This is a genomic window from Halobacillus sp. ABA4_118, assembly GCF_056160205.1.
This window is the reverse complement of sequence record NZ_JBSWWS010000001.1, coordinates 1736367-1762210: the sequence shown is the minus strand read 5'-3', so window position 1 is coordinate 1762210 and position 25844 is coordinate 1736367. Positions and strand designations below refer to the sequence as shown.

General features: G+C 47.9%; 27 protein-coding genes and 1 other annotated feature. Of the genes, 13 read left to right on the top strand and 14 right to left on the bottom strand.

The window, feature by feature from the left end:
• Positions 1-52 precede the first annotated feature (52 nt).
• Both ACXAGL_RS08750 and ACXAGL_RS08745 read right to left on the bottom strand, forming a co-directional pair.
• Positions 53-208 carry a hypothetical protein gene (locus tag ACXAGL_RS08750; protein WP_169516172.1) on the bottom strand — a complete coding sequence of 52 codons (156 nt, stop codon included), beginning with the start codon at positions 206-208 and terminating at the stop codon, positions 53-55.
• Between the two features lie 250 nt (positions 209-458).
• Positions 459-1238, bottom strand: a complete 780-nt coding sequence (locus ACXAGL_RS08745) for a 3D domain-containing protein (RefSeq protein WP_474970474.1) — start codon at positions 1236-1238, stop codon at positions 459-461.
• Between the two features lie 261 nt (positions 1239-1499).
• Here ACXAGL_RS08745 and ACXAGL_RS08740 point away from each other — a divergent pair, with 261 nt between their 5' ends.
• On the top strand, positions 1500-2552 hold the full coding sequence (locus tag ACXAGL_RS08740) for a class I SAM-dependent methyltransferase (protein ID WP_474990817.1): 1053 nt from the start codon (positions 1500-1502) through the stop codon (positions 2550-2552).
• A 43-nt stretch (positions 2553-2595) separates the two neighbouring features.
• On the opposite strand, the gene ACXAGL_RS08735 is transcribed toward ACXAGL_RS08740, so the two are convergent.
• The gene (locus tag ACXAGL_RS08735; protein ID WP_474970324.1) at positions 2596-3360 is read right to left on the bottom strand and encodes a MerR family transcriptional regulator; all 765 of its coding nucleotides are present in this window, start codon (positions 3358-3360) and stop codon (positions 2596-2598) included.
• A gap of 188 nt (positions 3361-3548) precedes the next feature.
• Here ACXAGL_RS08735 and ACXAGL_RS08730 point away from each other — a divergent pair, with 188 nt between their 5' ends.
• The gene (locus ACXAGL_RS08730; protein ID WP_474990815.1) at positions 3549-4019 is read left to right on the top strand and encodes a DinB family protein; all 471 of its coding nucleotides are present in this window, start codon (positions 3549-3551) and stop codon (positions 4017-4019) included.
• 222 nt (positions 4020-4241) lie between these two features.
• On the opposite strand, the gene ACXAGL_RS08725 is transcribed toward ACXAGL_RS08730, so the two are convergent.
• Positions 4242-5147: a formate/nitrite transporter family protein gene (locus ACXAGL_RS08725; RefSeq protein ID WP_474970323.1), complete on the bottom strand. Its 906-nt coding sequence runs from the start codon at positions 5145-5147 to the stop codon at positions 4242-4244.
• Between the two features lie 120 nt (positions 5148-5267).
• Here ACXAGL_RS08725 and ACXAGL_RS08720 point away from each other — a divergent pair, with 120 nt between their 5' ends.
• The gene (locus ACXAGL_RS08720; protein WP_474972337.1) at positions 5268-5444 is read left to right on the top strand and encodes a hypothetical protein; all 177 of its coding nucleotides are present in this window, start codon (positions 5268-5270) and stop codon (positions 5442-5444) included.
• Positions 5445-5474: 30 nt separating this feature from the next.
• Here the strand turns inward: ACXAGL_RS08720 and ACXAGL_RS08715 are convergent, their stop codons facing one another.
• The 3 genes from ACXAGL_RS08715 to ACXAGL_RS08705 are packed head-to-tail and all read right to left on the bottom strand — an operon-like array spanning position 5475 to position 7800.
• Positions 5475-5921 carry a DUF4064 domain-containing protein gene (locus ACXAGL_RS08715; protein ID WP_474970581.1) on the bottom strand — a complete coding sequence of 149 codons (447 nt, stop codon included), beginning with the start codon at positions 5919-5921 and terminating at the stop codon, positions 5475-5477.
• Positions 5922-5939: 18 nt separating this feature from the next.
• Positions 5940-6890, bottom strand: a complete 951-nt coding sequence (locus tag ACXAGL_RS08710) for an ABC transporter permease (RefSeq protein WP_474970321.1) — start codon at positions 6888-6890, stop codon at positions 5940-5942.
• Positions 6883-7800: an ABC transporter ATP-binding protein gene (locus ACXAGL_RS08705; RefSeq protein ID WP_474990813.1), complete on the bottom strand. Its 918-nt coding sequence runs from the start codon at positions 7798-7800 to the stop codon at positions 6883-6885. The genes ACXAGL_RS08710 and ACXAGL_RS08705 overlap by 8 nt, the downstream gene beginning before the upstream one ends.
• Before the next feature lie 180 nt (positions 7801-7980).
• Here ACXAGL_RS08705 and ACXAGL_RS08700 point away from each other — a divergent pair, with 180 nt between their 5' ends.
• Together ACXAGL_RS08700 and ACXAGL_RS08695 are read left to right on the top strand one after the other, a co-directional pair.
• The gene (locus ACXAGL_RS08700; protein WP_474970319.1) at positions 7981-9120 is read left to right on the top strand and encodes a conserved virulence factor C family protein; all 1140 of its coding nucleotides are present in this window, start codon (positions 7981-7983) and stop codon (positions 9118-9120) included.
• A gap of 12 nt (positions 9121-9132) precedes the next feature.
• On the top strand, positions 9133-9561 hold the full coding sequence (locus ACXAGL_RS08695) for a BrxA/BrxB family bacilliredoxin (RefSeq protein WP_027953252.1): 429 nt from the start codon (positions 9133-9135) through the stop codon (positions 9559-9561).
• A 135-nt stretch (positions 9562-9696) separates the two neighbouring features.
• Here the strand turns inward: ACXAGL_RS08695 and ACXAGL_RS08690 are convergent, their stop codons facing one another.
• Complete coding sequence (locus ACXAGL_RS08690; RefSeq protein WP_474970473.1) at positions 9697-10875, bottom strand: MFS transporter; 1179 nt, start codon at positions 10873-10875, stop codon at positions 9697-9699.
• A gap of 256 nt (positions 10876-11131) precedes the next feature.
• Between ACXAGL_RS08690 and ACXAGL_RS08685 the strand changes: the two genes are divergently transcribed.
• Positions 11132-11344: a hypothetical protein gene (locus ACXAGL_RS08685; protein ID WP_474970318.1), complete on the top strand. Its 213-nt coding sequence runs from the start codon at positions 11132-11134 to the stop codon at positions 11342-11344.
• Positions 11345-11383: 39 nt separating this feature from the next.
• Here ACXAGL_RS08685 and mscL read toward each other — a convergent pair whose 3' ends face one another.
• Both mscL and ACXAGL_RS08675 read right to left on the bottom strand, forming a co-directional pair.
• Positions 11384-11875: a large conductance mechanosensitive channel protein MscL gene (gene mscL / locus ACXAGL_RS08680; RefSeq protein WP_474970317.1), complete on the bottom strand. Its 492-nt coding sequence runs from the start codon at positions 11873-11875 to the stop codon at positions 11384-11386.
• A gap of 57 nt (positions 11876-11932) precedes the next feature.
• Positions 11933-13057, bottom strand: a complete 1125-nt coding sequence (locus ACXAGL_RS08675; RefSeq protein ID WP_474990811.1) for an IscS subfamily cysteine desulfurase — start codon at positions 13055-13057, stop codon at positions 11933-11935.
• Between the two features lie 98 nt (positions 13058-13155).
• Here ACXAGL_RS08675 and nadB point away from each other — a divergent pair, with 98 nt between their 5' ends.
• The 5 genes from nadB (at position 13156) to ACXAGL_RS08650 (ending at position 17555) form a co-directional block, all read left to right on the top strand.
• A complete protein-coding gene (nadB, locus tag ACXAGL_RS08670) occupies positions 13156-14712 on the top strand; it encodes an L-aspartate oxidase (protein WP_474990809.1) in 1557 nt (518 codons plus the stop codon).
• Positions 14687-15538 carry a carboxylating nicotinate-nucleotide diphosphorylase gene (nadC, locus tag ACXAGL_RS08665; protein WP_474970314.1) on the top strand — a complete coding sequence of 284 codons (852 nt, stop codon included), beginning with the start codon at positions 14687-14689 and terminating at the stop codon, positions 15536-15538. The genes nadB and nadC overlap by 26 nt, the downstream gene beginning before the upstream one ends.
• Positions 15535-16641: a quinolinate synthase NadA gene (gene nadA, locus ACXAGL_RS08660; protein WP_474970313.1), complete on the top strand. Its 1107-nt coding sequence runs from the start codon at positions 15535-15537 to the stop codon at positions 16639-16641. The genes nadC and nadA overlap by 4 nt, the downstream gene beginning before the upstream one ends.
• Positions 16642-16715: 74 nt before the next feature.
• Positions 16716-17312, top strand: coding sequence for a TetR/AcrR family transcriptional regulator (locus ACXAGL_RS08655; RefSeq protein WP_474970312.1), 597 nt, complete (start codon positions 16716-16718; stop codon positions 17310-17312).
• Between the two features lie 57 nt (positions 17313-17369).
• The gene (locus ACXAGL_RS08650; RefSeq protein ID WP_474970311.1) at positions 17370-17555 is read left to right on the top strand and encodes an H-type small acid-soluble spore protein; all 186 of its coding nucleotides are present in this window, start codon (positions 17370-17372) and stop codon (positions 17553-17555) included.
• Between the two features lie 113 nt (positions 17556-17668).
• Here the strand turns inward: ACXAGL_RS08650 and ACXAGL_RS08645 are convergent, their stop codons facing one another.
• From ACXAGL_RS08645 to ileS, 4 genes are all read right to left on the bottom strand, one after another.
• A complete protein-coding gene (locus ACXAGL_RS08645; protein ID WP_474970310.1) occupies positions 17669-18283 on the bottom strand; it encodes a PH domain-containing protein in 615 nt (204 codons plus the stop codon).
• A 119-nt stretch (positions 18284-18402) separates the two neighbouring features.
• The gene (locus ACXAGL_RS08640; RefSeq protein ID WP_474970309.1) at positions 18403-19113 is read right to left on the bottom strand and encodes a nitroreductase family protein; all 711 of its coding nucleotides are present in this window, start codon (positions 19111-19113) and stop codon (positions 18403-18405) included.
• 360 nt (positions 19114-19473) lie between these two features.
• A complete protein-coding gene (locus ACXAGL_RS08635) occupies positions 19474-19893 on the bottom strand; it encodes an RrF2 family transcriptional regulator (RefSeq protein ID WP_474970308.1) in 420 nt (139 codons plus the stop codon).
• 103 nt (positions 19894-19996) lie between these two features.
• On the bottom strand, positions 19997-23086 hold the full coding sequence (ileS, locus tag ACXAGL_RS08630; protein ID WP_474970307.1) for an isoleucine--tRNA ligase: 3090 nt from the start codon (positions 23084-23086) through the stop codon (positions 19997-19999).
• A 100-nt stretch (positions 23087-23186) separates the two neighbouring features.
• Positions 23187-23415, bottom strand: a binding site (T-box leader).
• A gap of 248 nt (positions 23416-23663) precedes the next feature.
• Here ileS and ACXAGL_RS08625 point away from each other — a divergent pair.
• Entirely contained in the window at positions 23664-24440 is a 777-nt protein-coding gene (locus ACXAGL_RS08625; RefSeq protein WP_474970472.1) for a class I SAM-dependent methyltransferase, read from the top strand.
• Positions 24441-24510: 70 nt separating this feature from the next.
• A complete protein-coding gene (locus tag ACXAGL_RS08620) occupies positions 24511-25836 on the top strand; it encodes a cytochrome ubiquinol oxidase subunit I (RefSeq protein ID WP_474970306.1) in 1326 nt (441 codons plus the stop codon).
• The last annotated feature ends 8 nt before the right edge of the window (positions 25837-25844 follow it).

The window sequence follows — 25844 nt, the reverse complement described above, 5'->3', positions numbered from 1 at the left end:
ATGTTTATTCGTTTCATATTTCTTCTCATAGCTGGCTTCACCACGTCTAAAGTTATTTACGTTTGTTATTCTGCTTACGGAAAGAGAAAAGAACCTTTCCACTCCGTGTGCGTTTTACCCCTTTACCTTTTTCCTGTGCCTGACCTTCAGGGCTGTTTTTGTAGTCCTGATCGAACAACTCACGGGCTTTTGAATAGAGCAGAGTCATCGTGGTGTCCTCCTTTTCTTTTTAGGATATGAAATGATTCCTCTTGATATTATTAGTAAAACGACGTTAATGCAAGCAAAATTTATGTTTTATAGCATTTTTTCTATTACATCCTTTTATATCAGGAATCATCCTTACTCAACGGTTTCCGCTGTGTTTGATTTTTAAACGTATTTTCGTTAATTGGAGAGCATTTCTCAAACAAATGTAAAAAAAGACGGCCCTGGATTAGGGCCGTCTTTCTTCTATATTATTCATAAACTTTTACTTCTACAGATTTACGTCCGAAATCAAGCGCGTCAGAACGGTCTTCCATATAGACGTCGATACGGTTCCCTTGGATCGCACCACCAATATCGCCGGCTACAGCCTTGCCGTAACCTTCTACATAGACTTCTGTACCTAGTGGAATCACATCAGGGTCGACAGCGATCACTTTCTGGTCCGGGTTGGCTCTAAGGTCAATACCGGTTGCTGTCGTACCGGAGCAGCCTTCACAAAACGCTGTATAAGCTGTCGCTTCCATTGTCATTGTTTTAACGGCTTCGTCCCCACCGGCAGGATTTGCTGATGTCTGTTCAGCTTCTGCCTCTTGATCAGATGAATGGCTTTCAGGAGCGCTCTGCTCTGTAGACGTTTCTACAGCCGAGCCTTGAAGAGAAAGCTCTTCGCCAGGGTAGATTAAATGGGAATCAATGTTGTTCCAGGCCTGAAGCTGTTCTACACTCACGCCATTGTCTTGACCAATACTGAATAGTGTGTCGCCGGAAACGACTTTGTGGACATCGCTGGATGAGGAAGCTTGTCCATTATTGTTGCCTCCGTTTACGGTCAGCGTTTGATTCGGGAAAATTAAGTTAGAGTTTAATCCGTTGTTATTTTTTATATCTTGCACAGACACATTATGGTTTTGAGCAATGCCCCAAAGTGTGTCTCCTTTATTCACTGTTACTTCTTCTGCACTTACTGCTGTTGCTGTTACTGCCGAAACCGATGCGACCGCCGCCAAAGAAACGATAGTTTTTTTCATCATGATTCAATTTCCTCCTTGGTAAACAGTCTCGCTCAGCTCTCGGCTAAGCGCTGCTTTAAATTCACAAGACCTACTCTAACATGTACAGCGAGGATTCCAATAACAGAAGAGCAACAAATACGTTTCATACATTACAAGGACTTTACCGGTCTGTAATATATAGAAGAAAGAAGGGTGCCCATATAATGAAGTGAAATATTGTAAACGTTTACAAAAATAAGTATAGTGAACCTAATAAAGGAAAAGGTGGGATCGTTGATGAAGGAAGCCGTACTCGAAAACCAGTCATCCAAACCTTACCGTGAAGAAGATGTCGGAAATACAGTTGTCCTCCCCCGGCATCGCGTTGACCTCAGGAAGTATTCGGAAAAGGAATACAATAAGTTCGTCCGCGTCAATACGGTGTCCGACTGGTCACTGTTGTCCTGGAAAGACATCGGAAAACCTTTCGAAGTAAAAAGGTACGCCAAAGAACGGAAGGAATGGGAACAATCCAACGAAGTAACGATGGATCCTCACACCTCATGGACCTATTTCAACAGAGCCTTTCATGAGTGGTTCATGAAAGATGTACCCAAGGAAAAAGACCGGACCAAACAGGAATTCCTGAGCAGTCTTCGTTCGTTTCAACCGTCTGAAGTAAATCAGGCACTCGGAAACCTTGTACGACTGCACTTATGGAACTACGTGCACCGAATCCAGGACGGCATTTGGGATCCACGGGGAAAAAGAGCCCTGTTCCAGGGACTGCTCGTCCACCGCCCCCGTATTCTTTTTCTCGGAGCTGCGGAAGGATATGAAGCCATGCAGCTCGCTGCCATGTACCCCGGTGCAGAAATTGTCATGGTTGATTACGATGAATACTGCAAAACGACACGTTTTGCTGAGTTTCCGGAAAGCTACCCTTTTCTCGGACACAACCCAAAAACAGGCCAGGATAAAATCGTCTACAAGGATGACATGAACATTGAATATGTGGTGGACGATATCCGGAACCTTCCTTATGGGAAAGAATTCGACATCGTACTTTCGGTAGGTCTGCTGGAGCATTTCCCTGATGAGTATAAACAGGAAGCGGTAGACTGGCACAGGCGTTTTTTGAAGGACAACGGCTATGCCGTTCTTACAACTCCGAGGAACCAGCTCCGGTCCCGCCTGTATTACCATGTAATGGCTGATGTGATGAATCATACTTACAGAGAACTGATGACCGTTGAACAGATGGGTTTATATATGTATGAGAACGGCTTTGATATCCTCAGGCACGGTTATATCAAAGTTCATAACGGACTGATCTGCCGCCCGCGGTAAAAAAAAGATGGAGGCCGCCCATACGGGCCGCCTCCACCTTTTTTCACGAGGACACTCGGTCACAATAGATGTCGATGGCTTCATGAAGAAAAGCGGCATACCCTTCTCCCCACTGATCCAGATTTTTCTTGAATCGCGGATCGTGCACATACATGCTTCCCAGTCCCCTGAATATTTCCAGTGTACACGGATAAAAATGATCGGTTATATGTCTGCGCTTTTCACCAATCAACCGCTGCACCTCTGAATTACCGGGTCCATCCTTCATTCTCGCCGAGAGGCTCCGGTCAATAGCCATGCTTTCTTCCTGGATTTTTTTCCAGTCCTCGTCTTTATACTGATCTGTTCTTCTCTTCGACTCTTTGTAGGCATCCGTATGCCCCCACCGCTCCTCTACCTCAGCAGTATACTGCTGCTGGTGCTTTTCGATTTCCTCTTTGTTAAAGGGCGTGAATCTGTCTTCATGTGTCATCTCTTTTCCTCCTTGCAGGGACTGAAGGGATTGATCGACAGACGAGATCAGTTTTTCCAGTCGTTCTTTTTTCTTCATGAGCACCGTTCTATGCTGGGACAGGGCTTCCGCTTCATTGAAATCCGGATTTTCGATAATCTGCTGAATCCTGGCAAGCGGGAAGTCCATCTCTTTGAAAAAAAGAATCTGTTGAAGTTTTTTCACTTCATCCTCTCCGTAAAACCGATAGCCTTTCTCGTTTGTCCATTTGGGCGTGAGCAGGCCGATCTCATCATAATGATGGAGCGCCCGGATACTGGTGCCGGCAAGTTCCGCCATTTCCTTCACTTTGTACATCGATCATCACCTCCTCTTTAACCATAAGCGCTCACGCAGCGTAAGGGTCAATCCTTTTTCACGAAACAGGGCATTGAAAAAAAACACTTATTTCGTCGTTCTATGTAGTTTTTCACCTCAAAAAGGAATTCAGACAGAATCCGCAGAAGTAAAACATGAAATACCATTATAAATGAGGTTGTGTTCTTATGAATATGTATTGCCAAAGTGCGTTTCATCAGTTGGAAGTAGTCATCGCCTCCCTTTCTGAAATTATTGGTCAGCTGACAGAAGAAGATATGCAGTTAAGGCCGACCCGGGGCAAATACTCCATCGGCGAACTGCTGGCCCATATGGCCACTATTCCGGCGGCCGACGGATACATAACAGAAGGGGCCTCAAAAGAAAAGATGGAGAGGTTCTATGAAACGGTCAACATGAAAACGAAAGAGGAAATTCTCGATCATCTTTTTCATAACTTTGCCCAGTTGAAAGCCCAGTTTGAATATTATACAGAAGAAGAACTCCAGGAAGAGACGACCTCCTGGTGGGACGTACGCTACACCCGGTATGAATGGCTCGTCCAGATCGTTGCTCATATGTACCATCACCGCGGGCAGCTGCAGTCTATGCTGGTGCATTCCTACAACAAAGACCTTGAAGTGCTGCTGTTTGAATGAATATAGAGACCTGTTTTCAAAATCATCATCACCAAGCGCCTCTAAACATCGAAGTCTCCACGGGAAAAAGTCCGTGTTATCCAGGTAGAGTTGGCCGTATGTCGTATGGAGGGGCACGTTCTGCTTACCGGTGGATGCCTAAGGTACTTTCAAGAAGTGGTGCTCCTGACAGCAAGAAAAAAAGCCTGCGGAGAAACAGGGGTTTCTCCGCAGGCTTTTGTCTTATTTTTTCTTTGAACCATTGGTTCTCCCGAGTGTGGTCTGGATATCTTCCTTATAGGCGTAGGAAAACAGCAGGGAAACGAGAATCCCTCCTCCAATCAAGTTCCCGATACTGGCGGGAAGCAGATTAAGAAGGATATATTCATACCATGTGTATTGATCTGAAATTAGAAAACCCATGCTGAAATAGCCCATATTTGCTGCACTGTGCTGGAAGTTACCAGCAACAAACAGGATAACCGGCAGCATCGTTCCCAGGATTTTCCCTGTAATATCGCGGGCAGCCGTTGTCAGGAACGCGGCCATACCAATCAGCCAGTTAGCCAGCACCCCGGAAATCAGAATCTGGAACCAACCTTTCCATCCATGATCAAGAAATTTCATTTTGTGATCCAGATACATGGATAGTTCAGTATTGAACGTAGTGGATAAAGAGCCGGACATATAAATGAGTACAGCTACCATAAAGGCACCAAGAATGTTACCTACATAAGAGGACAGCCAGAATTTATAAATATTCCTGCTCATTAATCCCTGCTTGTTAAATAAGTAGGAGGGCAGAAGAACGTTGACTTCTGTAAACAAAACCGCTCCCGAAATGAACACCATCGAATACCCGGCGGCGAATCCGAGGCCGGATAGCAGATGGTAAAGTCCTTTCGTCTCCACTCCAACAGCAAGAAGGATGGAGAACACCGCCCCGAAGGTCATAAAGGAACCCGCTGTCAAAGCCAGCAGAAACTGGGCCCTGAACGGTTTATTTAAGTGATCTCTTCCCTTTTCCCCGAATTCGTCGACGATCTGGGATGGAATATAAAACTGCCGGCCGGGCCGGTCTATTTTTTTTCCGTTTTTTATCTCTTCATGCTCTTCCTGTTCTTCCACGTAATCCTCTTCCCTGCTCATGACTCATCCCTCCAATGATTACTGCATTCCCCGTTCTGAAAAAACATAATCCCTGCATAACAAATTCTCCCTGTGAAAAAGTAAGAGCAGGAAAGCAGGAGAAGGGAAGGATGGATCTGAGTGATGAAACAGGACAAATTGTGCCTCGCCTGTAACGGCGAAGGGTTATTAATGGACGATGAGGCATGGCGTTACACGTGCCGGATTTGTGGAGGGAGCGGATTCCAACCCCAGTACGGGCGTGTATATGACCGCCAGGCTGCCGAAGTGGACGAGCAGAACCGCTACATGGATTAAAAAAAGCACAGCCGCGGCTGTGCTTTTTCCTTAATAATCGATTGTGCCTTCATCTTCTACGGTTGATTTCTTCTTACGAACAAGAGCGACGATTCCTGCAATCAGGAAGGCTGCCGCTCCGAAAAGACCCATGCCGAAGGTGGCAAAGGTGAAGATGACAGCGGTAATGATCAGAATGATACCCGCGGCTTTCGGCTTTTTATCCCCTTTAAGGAAGACGATTGCCAGTATTCCCAAGCCGATGGCAATCAGCGAAGCGATGAGGACAAACATTGCAAAAGATCCCATAGCGTCTACAATCTGATTGATGTTCATTTGACCTTCCATCTGCATTTCCGGAGAATTCATAAAGCTCTCTAGTTCCTGACGCACCTGCGGATTATCCTTTGCATTCAAAAGGACCCCGCTCAAAATAACAGGCAGTCCAAACAAGACAATACCGATAACCGTAAGTACAATTTCTGCTGTTCGTTTCATATCCAATTCCTCCTTTAATTATGATCCAGCGATGTCGCGCTTCGTGAAAAATACCCAGGATAATAGCAGGAATACTATATAATATACCGCTAAAACCGTTACAGAAAACCCAAGAGTCAGATCGGGAATGATCGGTGATCCCTCGAAAAACTGGTTCAAGTTCGTGTTAGCGAAAAGAATAAACTTCGCCCATTCCTTTTCAATAAGGAAGAAAATGATGGAACTTCCGGCCATCATCAAGAAAATGCTTAAACCGATGGCAAGCGATGTGTTCCGGAATATAGCAGCAATCATGAATGCAAAAGTCGTCATAATGGTTAATTCTATAAAGCTCAAACCATATTTCAACAATGAAAAAGAAAACAATCCTGTGTTTTGATAGTCACCATTCTGTTGATAGACGTAAGTTTCTGAAAAACCTTCGAGACCGAACAGAGCAGCGCCCGTAATCAACGAGAACACATACAAAAACACCATCATGGCCAGCGCGTATGTAAGGACTGTAACGTATTTGGACAATAGAATTTTCAGCCGAGTAATCGGACGGATCAATAACAGCTTGATCGTTCCCCAGCGAAATTCATTTGCAACAATTCCCGCACCTACAATAATAGCAAACAAGCCGACAAGTGCAGAGAGTCCGAGATTATCTCCGACAAAGTCCCAGCCGTTATATGCGGTCGGTGCAAGATCGTTATCAATCCGATACTGGTTCTCCTCCATATTCCGGTAGTTCGGATATTCTACTTCTCCTGTGGGATCCTCCATCAATTGTTCGTTCTGCTCCTGCAATTCCTGCTTCCAGTTATCCCCGCTCGGCACGTCGCCGTTCGTAAAGGCTGCATCCACTTTAAAAAGGATGCCCGCCCCTAAAACCAGTACGGCCAGGATTACCATCATAATCCAGGTGGATTTCTGATGGAGCAGCTTCATCCATTCATTTTTGACTAATTGAAAAAAATTACTCAATGGCTCCCTCTCCAATCAAATCTAAAAATTTATCCTCGAGTGTGGAGCGGTGGATATTTACTCCATAAATCCGGTTCCCTTTTTGAACGAGCCCGGAAACGACGTCAGGGATCGCCTCTTTTGTCATCTGGACGGTCAATGTCTCTTCCCCGGCCTCTACGTCTTTACCCGTCAACTCTTTCAAGGCTGCGGCACTCTGATCGACCGGTGATGCCGTGAATACGACTTCGACATCCTCGCTCTGTTGTGCTTCGTGAACCATCTGGATGGAAATCAGCTCACCATTTTTAATCACGCCCATCCGGTCACACATCATTTCCATCTCGGAAAGGATGTGACTGGATACGATGACGGCCACTCCTTCTTCTTCCGCAAGTTTTCTTATGTAGGCACGGATTTCCCTGATACCTGATGGATCCAGTCCGTTGGTCGGCTCATCCAGAATCAATACGGATGGATTATGGAGAAGGGCCTGGGCGATACCAAGACGCTGTCTCATCCCGAGGGAATACTTCCCTGCTTTTTCCTTGATCCGATTTTCAAGGCCGACAAGTTTGACCACCTCATGAATTCTCTCTTCTGTAATACCAGGCATCATTCTTGCATAGTGAACGAGGTTTTTCCAGCCACTTAGAAACGGATACATCTCCGGATTTTCAACGATGGCACCCACGTGGCGGACCGCCTGCTTGAATTCTCTGCTTATGCTGTGTCCCTTAATTACAACATCGCCTTCGGTCATTTCAATCAATCCGACCATCATTCGGATTGTAGTTGTTTTTCCAGCCCCGTTCGGACCAAGAAAACCGAAAACCTCTCCGGCATGGATATCAAAATCCAACCCTTTGATGATTTCCTTCCTGCCGATGGTCTTCTTAACATTCTTCAGCTGCATGACTGCTTCCGACATTTCTTTCCCCTCCTTTTTTCTTAGTCTCCAATATACATACGTCTTTATTTCACAAATGGTTTCATTTTTCGTTGTTCCCCCTTCATCCAAATGCCCGAATGGACAGAAGGAGGATTTTTGGATGATGCTGCTTATCTTTGGTAAAATGAAAAGATAAGGAACGTTTAGGGGGAATGTTGAATGAGAATTGTTTCGATTGAACCAACACCCAGTCCGAACTCCATGAAGATTAACTTAAGTGAGACACTCCCGGACGGCGAAACGCATAACTACAAAAAAGGGGACGACCATGAACAATCCCCGAATTTCATCCAGCAGCTCTTTGCTGTGGAAGGCGTCAAGGGAGCCTATCATGTGACCGACTTCATAGCCCTCGAGAGAAATGCCCGTGTGTCCTGGGAAGCTATTCTTCCCCAAGTACGTGAAGTCTTTGGCGAGGCAGAAGCGGCAGAACAGACGGAAGAACCCGTTCAGCCGGACGAGCATTTCGGCGAAGTACGCGTCTTCATCCAAATGTTCAAAGGACTTCCGATGCAGGTGAAACTCGAAGAAGGGGACGAGGAGACGCGGGTAGGACTTCCTGAACGTTTTATGGAAGCGGCTATGAAAGCCTCTCCTGCCTCTCCAAACATGATTATGGAACGAAAGTGGGTCGAGCAGAGCCCGCGTTACGGTGATGTCCAGGAAATCGGGGAACAGGTAAAAGAAGAGATTTCCGCAAGCTATGATCAAAACCGACTGGAAACGCTCGTTAAACAAGCGTTTGATGAGGAGATTCCTGTCGAAGATAATCAGGAAAAACAAGCCTCCATTACCTTGGAGACTCTGGATCATGACGATTGGAAGGTCCGGTATGCCGCTCTGGATCAAATGGATCCGACAGCTGAGGATTACCGGATTCTCGATAAAGCGCTTGATGACGGGAAAGCTTCGATCCGCAGGCTTGCGACTGCTTATCTCGGCATGATCGAAGAGCTGGAAACCCTTCCTTATTTGTATAAAGCATTGAATGATAAGACAGTCACTGTCCGGCGCACAGCCGGCGACTGTTTATCCGACCTCGGCTTCAAGGAAGCCATGCCCAAAATGATGGAATCTCTAAGTGATTCCAACAAGCTTGTCCGCTGGCGTGCAGCCATGTTCCTTTACGAACTCGGAGATGAATCTGCTCTGCCTGCCTTAAGAAAAGCGGCGGATGACCCGGAATTCGAAGTACGCCTGCAGGTGAATATGGCTATAGAAAGAATTGAAGGCGGAGAAGAAGCCAAAGGATCTGTGTGGCATCAGATGACACAGGCCACTCAGCAAAAACAACAATAGGAGGTCCACCCCATGAACCCATATGAGCAGTATATGAAAGAAATCTCCCAGCCGATGCGTGATGAATTAACGAACGCCGGCTTTACTGAATTAACAACACCGGAAGAAGTCGATACATTCATCGGCGAAACGAAGGGAACATCCCTCGTTGTCGTCAATTCCGTCTGCGGCTGTGCTGCAGGACTTGCGCGCCCATCTGCAAGAGAATCATTGAACAACGAAAAGGCACCGGAACACCTTGTTACAGTATTTGCCGGACAGGACCGCGAAGCGACTGCGCGTATGCGTGATTACTTCGAAGGGTACGAACCCTCCTCTCCTTCCATGGCTTTATTGAAAGACGGACAGGTCGTCCACTTCATTCCAAGAGAAGACATCGAAGATTATGAGGTCGAGGAAATTACCGCGAACCTGACGAAGGCCTACAACGAATACTGCTGAAACCTTTCAGCCTGCAGAGAAAACCGCATGTTTTCCTGCAGGCTTTTTTCATCCTTCCAGAAAGGATGACTTTTAAGGGCGGGGCGATGATCTCTATCAAAAAAAGACGGCCGCGAACACTATCGACCGTCTGGTTTATGCTGTTTTTTGGTTGTCAGGCTGCACAAGCTTCCATACGATGATAAACAACAAAGCCCCCGCTGCCCCTGCCGCCATATAGCTGACGTTCATATATTCTTTCATCAGAAGAGACATCAGCGGAGGACCTGCGGCTACTCCGATAAACCTTGAAGAGCTGTAAAACGAGGTGATGGTCCCCCTTTCCTCCTTCTCAATCCCTTCTGTAATCAAAGCATCCAGCGTAGGCAGCATCGCCCCGATAGACGTTCCGAGGATACTTGTTACGACAAGCAGCCATACCAGCCGCTCATGCATATAGCCTGTAAATACGACACTACCAGCGGCCGTCAGCAGAGAAAAAAGGAGCACCTTTTTCATGACGTCAGTATCTCCCTTAATCTTTCTCCCTGTGATGAAAGCAGACATACACAAGGTGAATAAAGGAATGGCCAGCACAAATCCTTTTTTTACTCCTTTAATATCATGGACCTTCTCCAGCATATCCGACATAAAAAACAAGACGGCAAATAAAACGAGCATGGCATAGGCACCAATAAGAAAAACAGGATATAACCATGCCCCCTCCCGCTTAAAAATTTCTTTCGTTTTTTTAATAAACTGCTTAAAAGGCCGGGGTTTTTCTTCCCCGCCTTTTGGCACCTGAATAAAGAAAAAGACTAAAACAATTGAGATGAGGCTGAAAAAAGAGATCGAGAAAAATGGTAAAAACCATAAGACGGCTGCAAAAGCTGCTCCCAAAATAGGACTGAGCACTTTCCCGAACGTATTGGATGTTTCAATGATCCCCAGGCATGAGCTTGCCTTTGCATCATCATCCTTGTACAAATCCCCCACAAGCGGAAGGATAATGGGCGTTGCTCCCGCTGCTCCCATTCCCTGAAGGACGCGGCCGATGGTGATCCATAGAAACGGCTCCTCCAGCTTCCAGGATGCAAAACCAGCAATCAAACCCCCGATAAAAGCCAGTACGAGACTGGGCAGGATGATCATCTTCCTCCCGAAGCGGTCCGATAAATAACCGGCAATAGGGATGAGAATAATAGCAGCAATGGAATAGCTGGTAATGATCGTACTGGACTGGAAAGACGTAATGCCTACCTTCTTTTCAAAAATCGGAAGTACAGGAATCAACATGGAATTGCCAAGCGTCATCACAAGAGGTATAGAAGCCATACTGACGAGACACCAGCCGCTGACTTTGTTATCCAAAGCGGCACCTCCTACATCTTCATAGTTGTAGGATGTCCCAAATCATTGAATCTCTCCCTCCACTCCTCAGGAAATAAATCCCTCCTAAAGTCACCCGACCAATGAACCAAATCTTTTTAAATTATCAGACTTTACCATAATATAACAAGTTATTCAATTTATCTTAACAATGAGGAGGTATCTTGTGGACGTACCTCAATTTTGAAAGGGGAGTTTATTGATGTTGAAGAAATGGTTACTGGCTTTAGGTATGGTTTCTGTTTTAACACTGGCAGCATGCGGCGGAGAAAGTGAAGAGGAAGGCAACACAGAGGAAGAGCAGACAGAAGAGCAGGAATCCGGTGATACAGAATCAGAGGATTCCTCTGAAATGGAAGGCGAAGATTCCGAAGAGGGTTCTGAAGAAGAATCTGAGGAAGAATCAGCTGAATAACGCACATAACCAAAGGCGCAGTGTCATCACTGCGCCTTTTTATTTGATTCTCCACGTCGTGCCATGTGTCCGGGAGGAAATTTTCTGCTCTTCCAGCGAGGATGAACAATGCGGACAGATGACTGCCCGGGGCGGAATAGGAAGACAACAGTACGGACACTCTTTTTTTGTCAGGCCGTCCAGCGGGTGCTGATGTGGTTTCTTCCAACGATTCATCTGCCTTACAACGAGGAAGACAGCAAATAGAATAATGACGAAACGGATGAAAGCGGTAAGAAAAAGTCCATAATTGATGGTTGCCGCTCCTGCTTCCTTCGCTGCCGCGAGGGAAGGGTAAAACAAGCCGTCCAGACTGATGAACATATTTTCGAAATTCATACTGGAATACAGAACACCGATGGGAGGAAGAAGCAGGTCGGTGACGAGGGAGTCGATAAAACCGCTGAATGCAGCTCCAAGCACCATTCCAACCCCCATATCGACAGCGCTTCCCCGGATGGTGAACTGTTTGAATTCATGAAAAATCCCCATCCTATCCCCCCTTTCCCTCATTGTATGAAAAAAAAATAGGAAGCATGTCCCTGCCTTTCAAACGTGCTCCCGAGGCAGATACTGATTCAGATGATGGGCAAGATCGAGGATATCCGTTTTTGAATGGTGATGGCTGAAGGATATCCGAATAAAAGACTTCGCGTCTTCTTCTTTCACCCCCATGGCGCTTAACGTATACGATGGCTGCTGCGTATGGGTGCGGCAGGCGCTGCCCGTCGAAAAGAAGTACCCTTTCCGGCTGCCTTCCAGCATCATCCACTGCCCCTGATGGTTATCGATCATCAGACCTATGATGGGCACAGGCTGATGTTCGGTGTCTCCGGCCAGCTGCCAATATCCCGGTGTTAACTCCTCAAGAAAAGATGTTTTTAATTGTTGATGATAAGCAGCACGTACAGGGAGGTGCTTGACTGCTTTTTCCGCAGCCGTAACGAATCCGGCGGCCCCCGGTACATCCACGGTTCCCGGGCGTACCCCTTTTTCATGGGTCACGTTTGGGGTAAGAGGCTGAAAGGAAAGATCAGGACGTATGTATACAGCCCCTGTCCCCTTGGGCCCGGACACTTTGTGGCTGGAAACCGATAAACTGTCCACAATGGATCCGATGGTGCTTAAGGAAATTTTCCCAAAGGACTGTACGCAGTCACAGTGGAGCAGAGATCCATACCTCCTTGCCGTATGGACAGCTTCTTCCACTGGCTGGATGGACCCGATTTCTCCATTGACATGGTGAAGAGCGACGACAGCAGGTTCATCATACAGGGCTTTTTCCAGTTTTGTAAGATCGACCTGCCCATTTGGATGCAGCGGGATGATCGTCACTCGGATGCCCTGTCCTTTCATCCGCTCTGCCAGATTGTGAATGGAAGAATGTTCCCCTCCGGAAATGACAAGATGCTGACTGTTAAGTGCCCTTATTAATGCCGATACAGCCAGTTCATTACTTTCTGTTCCTCCACTCGTAAAAGCAATTCCTTCATACGGGACGTGAAGGAGTTCCCCAAGCTTCTTCCGGCAGTGTTCCAATAATGAGGAAGCTTTTGTTCCTGCATCGTGGAGACTTTGCGTATTTCCATAGTAGTGAGTGGCAGCATGGACATAAGCCTCCAATGCCTCTGGATCCACCGGACTTGTGGCCGCATAATCAAAATATCGATTCATGATCGATCCCCCTGTTCAAAAAACACTTGCCTTCAGTTTAAATTTATGTGAACATTAGTGTCAATACATATGTATATACATTAACAGGAGGAAACGACATGGATGCAGATGTTTTGATCATTGGAAGCGGCGCTTCTGCTTTACAGCTTGCCAGACACCTTCGTCCGACAATGAATGTGATATTACTCACAAAGTCTACATTACAACACAGCAATTCTTTCTTGGCGCAGGGCGGAGTTGCGGCAGCACTTGGCGGGGATGACAGCCCTTCCTCCCATTACAACGACACCGTTAAAGCCGGCCGCTTTACCAATGCATCGCGGCCCCTTCACATTATGACCCGGGAAGCGAACTCCGTCATCCATGATCTGGCTTCTATCGGCTGCGCATTCGATAAAGATTCACTGGGACAGTTTCAGCTGGGACGGGAAGGCGCCCATGGACAAAGCCGCATTGTCCACGGAGGGGGAGATCAAACCGGCAGGAGGCTTGTGGAATGCTTGGCAGATGTGCTGCCGCCAAACGTAACTGTTCTGGAAAATCAGTTCGTTTTTGAATTACTTATCAACGATCAGAGAGAATGTTTTGGTGCACGAAGTAAGGATGCATACGGGAAGATCCATACCTTCCTTTCTCCCCATACCGTCCTCGCTGCAGGAGGGTGCGGCCAGGTGTATGCCTGTACTTCCAATGCAGCATCCGCTGAAGGGGACGGCATCGCTCTTGCTTTTGAGGCTGGAGCGGAGTTGATTGATATGGAGTATATCCAGTTTCACCCCACCCTTCTTTACATTAGCGGGCAGGGCGCCGGGTTAATTTCCGAAGCTGTACGAGGAGAGGGAGCTGTGCTTGTCGATGAGACCGGCAGAAGAATCATGAAAGGGATCCACCCGATGGAAGATCTTGCCCCGCGCCATGTGACGGCTCAGACCATCTTTCACTACCGTCAAAAAGGCCGGCCGGTCTTTTTGGACATCCGGCACGTGCCTCGTTTTCAGGAACGGTTTCCTTCCATAACCGCCCTCTGCCTGAAGCATCAGGTCGACCTTCAGCAAGGTCTGATTCCTGTGGCACCTGGGTGTCATTTTATTATGGGAGGGGTCAAAACAGATGACAGGGGCAGGACGAACGTTCCCGGATTATATGCTGTTGGAGAAAACGCCTGTACAGGAGTCCATGGTGCCAGCCGACTGGCGAGCAATTCCCTGTTGGAAGGCCTCGTTTTCGGCAGAAGAGCCGCACGGTTTTTGAACTCCCTGTCATCCTCTCTCCCCTCGCAGCGACGGAAAAAAAGTCCGCCGCCTGCCGTTCCCCTTCACCTCCCTGAACGGCAGGTTATTCAGAAGCGGACGATGGAAGCAGCAGGAATTGTAAGAAACCATAAGGATCTGCATGCCCATAAAAAATGGTTGGACTCTTTCCCAACGGGTCATGGTTTTGATAAAGGGATGTTGACGAAGGAGCAGGTAACGGTTTTATTCCTGCTCCATACAGCCCGGTTGATTACGACCGCTGCTTTGGAACGAAAGGAAAGCCGAGGCAGTCATTTTCGTTCTGACTATCCCGAAGAACAGGCAGAGTGGAAGGACCAGACCATCCTGCTTCAATCCCACACAAAGGAGACGAATGATGAACCGCATCAAACGCTTGGATAAACTGAAGGATTTCTTAATCGAGGATATTGGAGATTACGATGTCAGTACGGATCTGCTGTTTCCTGCCGATCAGCACGGCATGCTGCGCATCACCGCTAAAGAAAAAGGAATATTCTGCGGAGGATGGGTGGTTACAGACAGCTACCATCTCCTCAACGAAAAGGTTAGAACAAAGGTGCTTGTCCAGGACGGAGACGAATTCCAGCCGGGCACCTGTCTGGCTGAGGTTTACGGACCGATGACGGATCTTCTGAAAGGGGAAAGGGTCGTCCTTAACTGCATTCAGCGGCTGAGCGGCATCGCCACTCTGACCAGGAAAGCTGTCCGGACCCTCGGGAATCCAAAGATCCGTCTTTGTGACACGAGGAAAACGACGCCGGGGCTGCGGATGTTTGAAAAGGAAGCCGTCCGCGCCGGTGGCGGATACAATCACCGCTTCGGACTATATGATGCTGTCCTGTTAAAAGACAACCACATCGCTTTTTATGGATCTCTTACAAACGCCGTCCAGCATATCAAAGCAAAAACCGGCCATATGGTGAACATCGAAGTGGAAACCGAGACAGACGAACAGGTGCTGGAAGCGGTGGATGCGGGGGTGGACGTCCTTATGTTTGATAACCGTCTTCCTGAAGACATTGAACGGATGCTTCCTTCTATTCCAGAGACCATCACGACCGAAGTTTCCGGCGGCATCCATCTGGACAACCTTTCCACTTACCGCCATTTGAACGTGGACTACATTTCCCTCGGCTTTTTAACCCACAGCGTCCGATCGCTTGATTTCAGCGCCCGGGCGGTTTTAATGAAGGAGGAGATGTTATGAACCTTTTTGAAACTTTGAATTCGACACGCCCCTCCCTGCCTGAACGGTACAAGAGGATGGCTGATGAAGAGCTTGAAGAGATGATTATACGAGTGAAACAAGAATGGGGTCCTCGGTTATTCATTCCCGGACACCACTACCAAAAAGATGAAGTCATCCAATTTGCTGATGCCCGCGGAGATTCGTTAAAGCTTGCCCAACTATCCGCCACTCAGCACGAGGCGGAAGCCATCGTTTTTTGTGGTGTTCACTTTATGGCGGAAACGGCGGACCTTTTAACAAGAGAAGATCAGCACGTCTTCCTCCCCGATATGCGGGCAGGGTGTTCCATGGCTGACATGGCTGATATCCGCCAGACGGAACGGGCATGGGAGCAGTTGACGGCTTTGTTTGGAGACACGATTCTTCCTCTCACCTATGTAAATTCCACAGCTGCGATTAAATCGTTCGTCGGGGAACATGGCGGGGCGACAGTCACGTCATCGAATGCAGCGGATATGGTGACGTGGGCGTTCAACCAAAAACCACGCCTGTTATTCCTCCCTGATCAACATCTGGGCAGGAATACAGCCTTCGAGCTTGGAATTCCTCTAGAAAAAATGGCCGTATGGGATCCGGTTCAGGAAGAGCTGGTGGGCAGCGGCCCCATGGATGAGGTCCAGGTTATCTTATGGAAAGGACACTGCTCTGTTCATGAAAATTTCACCACCGTGAATGTGGATCACATTCGTGCGGAATATCCGGATATGAAGATCATCGTCCACCCGGAGTGCTCAAGAGAGGTTGTCGAAGCGTCTGACATTTCCGGATCCACTAATATGATTATCCAGTCTATCGAACAGTCTCCTCCGGGCAGCGCATGGGCAATCGGAACGGAAATGAACCTCGTAAACCGGATCATCCAGGAGCACCCGGACAAGCATATCCTTTCACTTAACCCAAGGATGTGTCCATGCTTGACGATGAATCGGATTGACCTCCCCCATTTGGCATGGGCTCTCGAATCGCTGGCTGAAGGCCAACCTCCGAACCGGATCAAAGTGGCCGAACAAGTGGCCGGGCCGGCACGTCTTGCCCTGAACCGGATGTTGGATCACGCTTAGATTCCGTTGCATTTCCTGCAAAAGAGCGTACACTCAAAAGGAGAGTACTTACTGTTTTGAAGGAGCTGATCCCTATGCACATGAACGAAGAAGAACAGCAGCGGATGCTGAAGGCGGCCTACAGCCTCTTTTCCACCAAAGGATTCAGTGGAACGAGCGTAAAGGAAATCGCCGGACAAGCGGAAGTTTCTGAAGTGTCAGCTGCCCGTACCTACCCATCCCTGATGGATTTGTTTATTGATTCCTTTTCTGAAAGCTTTATTCAGCAGCTGGAGACCACCTCTGTAGAGGTCCATCCATCGACGAATCAAGAGCCGGCGGAAATGATTTATATGTACTTATGGAACCGGATGAAGGAGTTCACGTCGATGGATAAATCCGTGTTCAAAGAAATGATGAACAGCCTCTTCCCCGTGATGGAAGGCGACGCCGAAAATCGCAGAAAAATGATCGGTATCGACTTCATGCTGGTGGACGAAATGATCGTTCTTTTGAATGAGATGAAGGAAAAAGAGCTGCTGCCCGCGGATTTTAACGCCAATCAGGCTGCCGAAATCATATACAGTTCCCTGGCTTTCGAGTTTCTATTGTACGTGTATGAAGAGGAAGTTTCCCTGGAGATGTTTTTGAACGGAATCAAAAGAAAGCTCGATTTCATTATCGGGCGGTGATGCATATAAACCGTCGTGGAGGCAGACAGTAAACGTAAACGACAGGAGGTCTCCATGATGAACAAAGAACGCGCCAAAGAAATCTTTCATTCCCCTGATAGGATCCAGGTCCATCATAAGGACCGGGAAATTTATATTGAAGAAGTGATAGAACGCAGTGAAATGGCGAGGATTCACCCGACGGATCAGCCGAATATCGTTCAGAAAGTTCCGTTGTACGAACTCAAAGAACTGGATCAGTGAACGGGATGAATAACTAAATATACAAAAAGCCTGTAAAGACACGATGTCTTTACAGGCTTTTTTAAAACCAGGATCATCAGAGGACGGCCCTCTTATTATACTGCGCAGAGAACTTAATTCTGGATGTACTTTTCGAAGATCTCCCTGAAATCCTTGCGTGTATGCTCGGTGTGCTTTTGAGCGAGCCAATCATAGGTGAACGTTACGGATTCCTTAAACTCAGAGGAGACTTGATTGTCATGGAACCTGTTTTCGCGCAGAAGATCACGGGCAGCCTCCAGACTTTCTCTCGCATATTCCGCATGGAGCTGATGGTCTTCCTGAATCTGAGAAATCGCTGTAAGGGATTTATAAAGATCGGCAATGGCCTCGCCTTCATCTTTAGCAATATCAATACTCATGGACTGACTGCCGATGGCAAATTTGATTTCCAGATCAAGGTCGATGGTTCCTGCGGTTTCTATGGTTACGTTTCGAATCGGATTTTTGTAATAGTCGTAGCGCAGAATATTCCGTTTGCTGCTGGAGGCTTTCTCCCCGTCCAGGTGAATGAGGGCCCGGTTGGTAAAGCAGTACTCATCACTTTTTGATTTGATCAGAAAGTGGATCTTTTCTCCATCTTCCGTCAGGACAAAATCATCCGACTGGGTCTTATCAAAATCTTCTTTAGAAATAATTCTCCCAATATCACTCAACCCGAGGGCATCACTGGCCAGCTTTTTAAACATAGGAAAACCTCCTTTAAATTCTTCTTCTACATCATTCGACAGACAACGTCCATTCCCTTCCGTGGATAGAAAATTCCCGAAAAGAAAAGCCGTCCCTATATCGGAACGGCATGCTTTATTTATTCGTAACGGTTCCACTGCACCACTTCGTCCAATGGAAGACGGGTCTTTTGAAAACCAGCTTTTGTACCTTTTCCAAGGGAAATCAGCATAACAGCTTCATAGTTTTCAGGAACATTGAAAGTTTCCAGGAACTGCGCTTCATCATAACCGCCCATCGGTACGGTGTCATAGCCTTTCGCTTTTGCTGCAAGCATCAGCTGGTTGGCCACGATTCCGCCATCGATGTGAGCGATTTTCGCAAGACGCTCTGTCGGGAAGTTTCCGTAGTTATCAAAAATGCTGTTGACGTACATATTTTTCACGTCTTCAGGCATGTTGCCTTTTTCAGCAATCTGGCTGTAAATCTGGTCTGCGTTTTTATAGGCCTCACGGTCACCAAGAACAGCCACAACGACGGATGCATCGACGATCTGCTGCTGATTGCTGGCGATAGGTAGAAGCTTTTCTTTTTCCGCCTGATCTTCGATGACAAGGAATCTCCACGATTGAAGGTTACTGGAAGATGGAGCCAGAACCGCTGTTTCCAGAATCTCACGGATTTCACTTTCTTCCATTTTGAATTCAGGATCATACTGGCGGACAGAGCGGCGTTCTTTGGCTACGGTTAGAAAATCCGTATCCTCCAGCTGCTTCGGTGCTTCTTTCGTTGTATCGATTTCTTTTACTTTATTTAGGTATTCTTCTTTACTCATTGTATTTTGAGACATGATGATGCTCCTTTAAACTGTATTTATCACAAGAACAGTATATGATTTAACTGTTCCTTTGTCAACTACAGTTTATGATAACCCAAGAAAAGCCCGGCATAACGTTTCGCTTCCATCCGTTTCTGTTCATAAGACCCTTTTTACGAATGGAATGGCGAGATCAACTCCAGCTTTCCGTAGTGACGCCTGTGGGAAAAAGATCCACCGATAAGCGGAACGTGACCTTACTAATCATGAGCTGAATTTGAGGGTGCCCTTTGTTGAATAAAAGGTCGTCCATTTTCCATACAAAAAACATCTCGGATTTTACAGAAAAAAAGGACTGCCGAGAATTCTCTCGACAGTCCGTCTAAAACAACATTACGATTCCTTTTGAATCAGGTCGGCAATGGTTTTCTCTTCAAGCCCGGCTACAACCCAGCTTTCCATATCATTACGGAGTTCAATCAAGGATTCCCTTGTAGAAGGCGCAAAGCATTCTTTGCCTCCGACATTAAAGAAACCCTTCGGAAAAGTTTCCGCTCTCATTGCTTCATAGACTTCTGACAGCTTTATATCTTCGGGGTCTTTCACTAAGGAATAGCCCCCTTCTCTACCTTCTTTGGCGTGAATCAATCCCGCCTTCACTAAGTGACGGAGGATCTTTCTTAAGAACACAGATTTGGATTCCAGCTTTTCGGCAAGCTTTCCACTCGGGCAGAGTCCTTCATTTTCAGCAAGGACGACAAGGGCCTGAACAGCCATCCCAAACCATCGTGTGCTTGATACCTTTTCTGCCATGATTTCACCTCTTCATCTGCTTCTTATTTTGGGACATCCTGCAAAAAAAGTCAAAACACCGGAACGGCAAAAAAGCCCCGGCCGGAGCCGGGACTTTCCATCCTTACTGTGTAAGAGCCAGTTTCAGTGTATGATCACCAACGGTATACTCTTTCATTTCCTCTTTTTCGCCGACCGTGAGCTCCTTAACGAGGACATTCTCACGAATCAGCTGTTCGTTCTGCTTAATGGCTTCCTGTACTTCTTCATCACCGGCAAGAGCGATGTCGACACGAAGATCGATCGGCAGGTCCTGCTGCTTCCGCTCATCCTGAATCACACGAATCACTTCACGGGCAAGGCCCTCAAGGCGGAGCTCTTCTGTGATGGATGTATCAAGAACGACGTGGAAGTCCTGGTTGGACCCCATGGACAGGCCGGCGTCGGCCACACGTTCCACGTTCAACAGATCCATCGGTACTTCAACCTCACCATCGGCTGTTGGCACGACTGCTTTTTCATTTTGGACAACGGCTGCGGCTTCTTCTTCCGACAGCTTTTCCAGATAGCCTTTGACGAGACCGACATTCTTACCAAGTACCGGGCCGGCTGCGCGGAAGTTCAGCTTCACTTCATAACGGACAAGATCCTCGGAAGACTGCTTAACAACAACTTCTTTGACGTTGATCTCATCACGGATGATGCTGCTGTATTCCTCCAGCGCCTTGCCCAGATCCGGGTTGACCGGAATGACGACAAGCTCAGAGAGCGGCTGTTTCGTCTTGATCGCTTCTGTATTACGCACACCACGGGCAAGCTCGACCACCTGCAGGACAGCGTCCATATCTTTTTCCAGCTGTTTATTGACGACAGCATCGTCCACTTTCGGGAAGTGGGCCAGGTGCACACTTTCACCCGTCAAGTTCTGGTAGATATCCTCAGCCAAGAACGGTGTGAACGGAGCCATCAACTGGCTCAGCTGCGTCAGCACTTCATGAAGCGTATGGTAGGCCGCTTTTTTGGACTCGGTCATGCCTTCTTCCCAGAAACGGTCACGGGAGCGGCGGATGTACCAGTTACTCACTTCATCGATATATTTCTCAAGAGCCTTCGCTCCTTTGGTGAAGTCGTAATCCTCAAGGGCTTCTTCCACGACAGCTGTCACACTGTTCAAACGGGAAAGGACCCAGCGGTCAAGCAGCGTCTTCTCCCCGGTTTCATCCTTATTGAACGTGTAGCCGTCGATATTCGCGTACAGCGTATAGAAACCGTGCGTGTTCACAAGGGTATCAATGACTTTGGACTTGGCTTCAATCACGACACGCTCAGAGAAACGTTTGTTGTTCCAAGGGGCACTGTCCGCAAGAAGCGCCCAGCGGAACGGATCGGCACCGAACTTATTGACGATGTCTGTCGGATTAAGGGCATTTCCCTTACTCTTCGACATTTTACGGCCTTCTTCATCAAGAATGTGGCCGGTGGAAAGGACGCGCTTATACGGTGCTTTGCCTGTGAACAGCGTAGAAACCGCAAGCAGGCTGTAGAACCAGCCACGTGTCTGGTCAATTCCTTCACAGATCACATCAGCCGGGAACTGCTTTTCAAACTGCTCCTGGTTTTCGAACGGGTAATGCTGCTGGGCAAACGGCATGGAACCGGAATCGAACCAGACGTCAATGACTTCCGGCACACGGTCCATCGTGCCGCCACATTTTTCACAGGAAACCTGAACACGGTCGACGTAAGGCTTGTGCAGCTCAACGTCTCCGATATCTCCGATCGCTTTTTCCTGAAGGTCCGCTTTACTGTGCGGAGCGTATTGGTGGTCACAGGAATTACACATCCAGATCGGCAGCGGTGTTCCCCAGAAACGGTTCCGACCGATGTTCCAGTCGACCATATTCTCGAGGAAGTTTCCGAAGCGTCCGTCTTTGATGTGATCCGGATGCCAGTCGACCTGCTGGTTGTTGGCAAGGAATTGGTCCTTAAGCTCTGTCGTTTTGATGAACCAGCTTTCGATTGCGTAATAAAGCAGTGGTGAATCACAGCGCCAGCAGTGTGGATAGCTGTGCTCATATTTTTCTTTATGGAAAAGAAGACCTTCATTAGCCAGGTACTTCACGATATCTACATCACAGTCTTTCACGAAGCGTCCTTCGAATGGAGGGATATCTGCTGTGTAGCGTCCCTGTCCGTCTACAACGTTAAAGAAGGAAAGATTGTGTTCTTTGACGAGGTTGTAGTCATCTTCCCCGTAGGCAGGTGCGATGTGAACAACACCCGTACCGCTTTCGGCGTTGACGAAATCTGCTTCGACAACGAAATGACCACGCTCAGGCTTTACAAACGGGAATGGTGCTTCATAGGATACACCGCTGAACTCGCTTCCTTTATGCTTGGATACGACCGTATAATCTTCGCCAAGATTTTTCTCAGCAAGAGCTTCAGCAACGATGTAAACTTCGCCGTCTTTTTCTGCTTTGATGTAATCGAGATCTGCATGGACAGCCAGGGTAACGTTGGCCGGAAGTGTCCAAGGCGTCGTCGTCCAGCCAAGGAAGAATTCATTCTCTGTCCCTTTGACCTTGAACTTCGCTGTCGCGGACAAGTCTTTCACATCTTCATAGCCTTGAGCCACTTCGTGGGAGCTCAAGGTTGTCTGACAGCTCGGGCAGTACGGAGTAACCCGGTGACCCTTGGATAGCAGGTTGCGCTTATGAAGGTCACTCAGGATGTACCAGACGCTTTCAATATAACGGTCCTGAAGCGTTACATACGGATCATCCATATCGAGCCAGTACCCGATGGATTCCGTGAATTCACGCCACTCTTTTTCATAGTTGAAGACACTTTCCTTACACTTCTCGATGAACTTCTCTACACCATATTCCTCGATCTGCTGCTTTCCGGAAATGCCGAGCTGCTTTTCAACTTCCAGTTCAACCGGAAGACCATGAGTATCCCAGCCGCCCTTACGCAGCACCTGATAGCCCTGCATCGTTTTGTAACGGCCCACAAAGTCCTTGATGACCCGGCCGAGGACGTGACCCGCGTGCGGAAGTCCGTTCGCTGTCGGAGGTCCTTCATAAAAAACGAAAGTTTCTGCGCCTTCGCGCTCATTCATGGAGCGTCGGAAGACATCTTCTTGTTTCCAGTAATCTTTGACACGATTCTCGCGGTCTAAAGCCACTTCCTTCGTATTGACACTGCGCATTTCTTCCACCTCTTACCCTTTTATTTTGTATAGATAATCACATGGGACACAACTGGATACAGTTCCCCTGAAAAAAACAAAAAATCCGCCCCTGTATGAAAACAGGGACGGATGTTCATTCCGCGGTACCACCCATATTCCGTGCAGGTTCAGCCGCACGGCGCTCGGTAAAAAACGGATAACGGACGTCAGCCGGTTCCACCTACTCTCAATCATTTCAGCAGAACTTCTCAGGGATGATCTTCAACCGATTCCGCCGTCGCTTTCCACCAGCCAGCGACTCTCTACAGGTCAGGTGATCGATTTACTCTTCCCGTCAATGAAACTATACGTATCTTCTCTAATCGTACAATGGAACGTCAGGGATGTCAAAAAGTTTCTTACCCCCATCTTCGCCCATTCCCCTACGGATTATACGTGTGGATTTCACTTTACACCCCCACTGATTTTCTGTCACTTTTTACGATTGGATCTTTGATTTGTTCTGGTGATCACGGCAGATCAAAGATTGGTATTATCCAAAACCAAAGCTTCGGATTACACTATAAACAACTCCATTGAAGGAAGGGTGTCTGTGATGAAAAACGAACAGAAACGGCGTGTACAGGAAACTTTCTCAAAAAACAAAGAGGCCTATGTCCAAAGCACCACCCATAACAACCCTGATGATTTGAGACTGTTGGTCGAATGGCTGAAGCCGGAAAAACACTGGAGGGTGCTGGATACAGCTACAGGCGGCGGTCATGTGGCCAAGGCCGTGCAGCCGTTCGTGAACCGTGTTTACGCGGCGGATCTGACAAAGGAAATGCTTCAGAACACAGCCGCCCATCTTTCCGGCATGGCCAATATCGCGTTCATTATAGCGGATGCTGAAGAGCTTCCTTTTCTTGACGATTACTTCGATGCGGTCACCTGCCGGATTGCTCCCCACCACTTTCCTGAACCCGATACCTTTGTATCGGAAGTCTCCCGCGTCCTGAAACCTGGCGGCCGCTTCCTCATGATCGATAACACAGCCCCTGAAGATGATCGGCTTGATCATTTTTACAACGCTCTTGAAAAAAGGAGGGACCCCAGCCACGTCCGCGCCTTGAAGGTATCGGAATGGGAGGCCTTATTCAACGACCAATCGCTGATTGTGAAGAAACACTTGAGACGACAGAAGACCCTCCCCTTTTCGTCGTGGGTGGCCCGCACCCAGCCTTCTCCAACAGAACAGCACGCCATAGAACAGGATTTATTATCGGCCGACAGCCATACGAAAGCCTACTTTTCGATTACATCATCAGATTCAGGTGTTGAACACTTTTCCATCGACGAGTATATGGTTCTTGTAGAAAAAGGTTCCTGCTAACGAATAATCCTCCACCTCATAGGAAGAATAACCAAAGGATATTGAAACTTGTTGTGAGGTGGGAAATCAAATGGATATCGTCGTCATGGCCCGTGCCCTTTTCGGAACTTCCCTGGGCTTCCATATCATCTACGCCACTATCGGTGTAGGGCTTCCCGTGATGATCATTATTGCGGAAGTTATGTATTTCATTAAAAAAGACAGCGATTATGCCCTGCTGGCGCGAAGATGGACGAAGGCTTTCGCCATCCTGCTTGCTGTATCGATCGCATCCGGAACAATTGTCGGCGTAATGATTTCCCTGCTGTTTCCTGATTTCATGGAAATCGTCGGCCAAGTCATCGCCCTGCCGTTCCAGATGGAGATTTTCGCTTTCCTGATTGAAGCGGTTTTCATGTCGATTTATTTATATGCGGCGGACCGCCTGCCGCCGACGCTCCGTCTTGTGAGCATCATCTCTGTTGCTCTTGGAGCGACTGCGTCGGCCATACTGATTACGGATGTGCATGCCTGGATGAACACCCCGGCGGGATTCCGGATGCTGCCGGACGGGGAGATTACAGACATCGATACGTGGGCGGCCTTTTTCAACCCGAGCTTCGGCGTCACCGCCATTCACGTTACCCTTTCCGCCTACATGACGGTGGCTTTTCTTGTGGCTTCCGTAGCCGCCCTCCGCTTGATGAAATCAAAAATCACTGATCAGGAGCGGGCCTACCATAAAAAAGCGTTGATGATCGCCCTTTATTTCGGCGCGTTGATGTCTTTGGGAACAGCGATCAACGGCCACGAAACCGCTCAAATGCTGCATGAATACAACCCAAGAAAACTGGCAGCTGCCGAAGGGCTGTTCGAAACTCAGCGTTATGCCCCGCTTTCTGTCGGAGGCTACACATCCCTCGAGGACCAGCGGGTGAAGTACGCCATTGAAATTCCATACGGACTGAGCTTCCTTGCTGGTGACCGGTTTGATACCGAAGTGATCGGTCTGAATGAATACCCGCAGGAGCTGTGGCCGCCCTTGTATGTCCATATTCTGTTCAATGTCATGGTCGGCATCGGTACCGTCCTGATTGCCGTCGCTTTTGCCGCCTTGTTCTGGAAACTTGTTCTTAAAAAAGAGTTTCCCGGATGGATTCTCGCCATCCTTGTCGTCAGCGGCCCGCTGGCTCTGCTGGCGATTGAAGCCGGCTGGTGCTTCAGCTGTATCGGGCGTCAGCCGTGGACGATTACAGATGTCCTGAGAACAGGGGAAGCTGCAACAAAATCCAAAAGTGTCGGTTTTCTCTTTTACTTGTTCATGGGTTTGTACATCACTCTGTTGTTCGTCACAGGATTCGTCCTCCGGTTCTATTTCAAGAGAAACCCTGTCAGCCGGGACTTGAGCTCTCAATAAAGGCAGAG

Bases quoted from the DNA above. Each gene is read 5' to 3' on its own strand.
- ACXAGL_RS08730 (WP_474990815.1), top strand. From the start codon at position 3,549: ATGAATATGTATTGCCAAAGTGCGTTTCATCAGTTGGAAGTAGTCATC.
- ACXAGL_RS08690 (WP_474970473.1), bottom strand. From the start codon at position 10,875: ATGGCTTCTATACCTCTTGTGATGACGCTTGGCAATTCCATGTTGATT.
- ACXAGL_RS08715 (WP_474970581.1), bottom strand. From the start codon at position 5,921: ATGAAACGAACAGCAGAAATTGTACTTACGGTTATCGGTATTGTCTTG.
- ACXAGL_RS08685 (WP_474970318.1), top strand. From the start codon at position 11,132: ATGTTGAAGAAATGGTTACTGGCTTTAGGTATGGTTTCTGTTTTAACA.
- nadA (WP_474970313.1), top strand. From the start codon at position 15,535: ATGAACCTTTTTGAAACTTTGAATTCGACACGCCCCTCCCTGCCTGAA.
- ACXAGL_RS08735 (WP_474970324.1), bottom strand. From the start codon at position 3,360: ATGTACAAAGTGAAGGAAATGGCGGAACTTGCCGGCACCAGTATCCGG.
- ACXAGL_RS08725 (WP_474970323.1), bottom strand. From the start codon at position 5,147: ATGAGCAGGGAAGAGGATTACGTGGAAGAACAGGAAGAGCATGAAGAG.
- ACXAGL_RS08705 (WP_474990813.1), bottom strand. From the start codon at position 7,800: ATGTCGGAAGCAGTCATGCAGCTGAAGAATGTTAAGAAGACCATCGGC.
- ACXAGL_RS08620 (WP_474970306.1), top strand. From the start codon at position 24,511: ATGGATATCGTCGTCATGGCCCGTGCCCTTTTCGGAACTTCCCTGGGC.
- ACXAGL_RS08695 (WP_027953252.1), top strand. From the start codon at position 9,133: ATGAACCCATATGAGCAGTATATGAAAGAAATCTCCCAGCCGATGCGT.
- ACXAGL_RS08635 (WP_474970308.1), bottom strand. From the start codon at position 19,893: ATGGCAGAAAAGGTATCAAGCACACGATGGTTTGGGATGGCTGTTCAG.
- ACXAGL_RS08655 (WP_474970312.1), top strand. From the start codon at position 16,716: ATGCACATGAACGAAGAAGAACAGCAGCGGATGCTGAAGGCGGCCTAC.
- ACXAGL_RS08750 (WP_169516172.1), bottom strand. From the start codon at position 208: ATGACTCTGCTCTATTCAAAAGCCCGTGAGTTGTTCGATCAGGACTAC.
- ileS (WP_474970307.1), bottom strand. From the start codon at position 23,086: ATGCGCAGTGTCAATACGAAGGAAGTGGCTTTAGACCGCGAGAATCGT.
- ACXAGL_RS08650 (WP_474970311.1), top strand. From the start codon at position 17,370: ATGAACAAAGAACGCGCCAAAGAAATCTTTCATTCCCCTGATAGGATC.
- ACXAGL_RS08740 (WP_474990817.1), top strand. From the start codon at position 1,500: ATGAAGGAAGCCGTACTCGAAAACCAGTCATCCAAACCTTACCGTGAA.
- ACXAGL_RS08745 (WP_474970474.1), bottom strand. From the start codon at position 1,238: ATGAAAAAAACTATCGTTTCTTTGGCGGCGGTCGCATCGGTTTCGGCA.
- ACXAGL_RS08645 (WP_474970310.1), bottom strand. From the start codon at position 18,283: ATGTTTAAAAAGCTGGCCAGTGATGCCCTCGGGTTGAGTGATATTGGG.
- ACXAGL_RS08700 (WP_474970319.1), top strand. From the start codon at position 7,981: ATGAGAATTGTTTCGATTGAACCAACACCCAGTCCGAACTCCATGAAG.
- ACXAGL_RS08675 (WP_474990811.1), bottom strand. From the start codon at position 13,057: ATGAATCGATATTTTGATTATGCGGCCACAAGTCCGGTGGATCCAGAG.
- nadC (WP_474970314.1), top strand. From the start codon at position 14,687: ATGAACCGCATCAAACGCTTGGATAAACTGAAGGATTTCTTAATCGAG.
- ACXAGL_RS08625 (WP_474970472.1), top strand. From the start codon at position 23,664: ATGAAAAACGAACAGAAACGGCGTGTACAGGAAACTTTCTCAAAAAAC.
- ACXAGL_RS08640 (WP_474970309.1), bottom strand. From the start codon at position 19,113: ATGTCTCAAAATACAATGAGTAAAGAAGAATACCTAAATAAAGTAAAA.
- mscL (WP_474970317.1), bottom strand. From the start codon at position 11,875: ATGGGGATTTTTCATGAATTCAAACAGTTCACCATCCGGGGAAGCGCT.
- nadB (WP_474990809.1), top strand. From the start codon at position 13,156: ATGGATGCAGATGTTTTGATCATTGGAAGCGGCGCTTCTGCTTTACAG.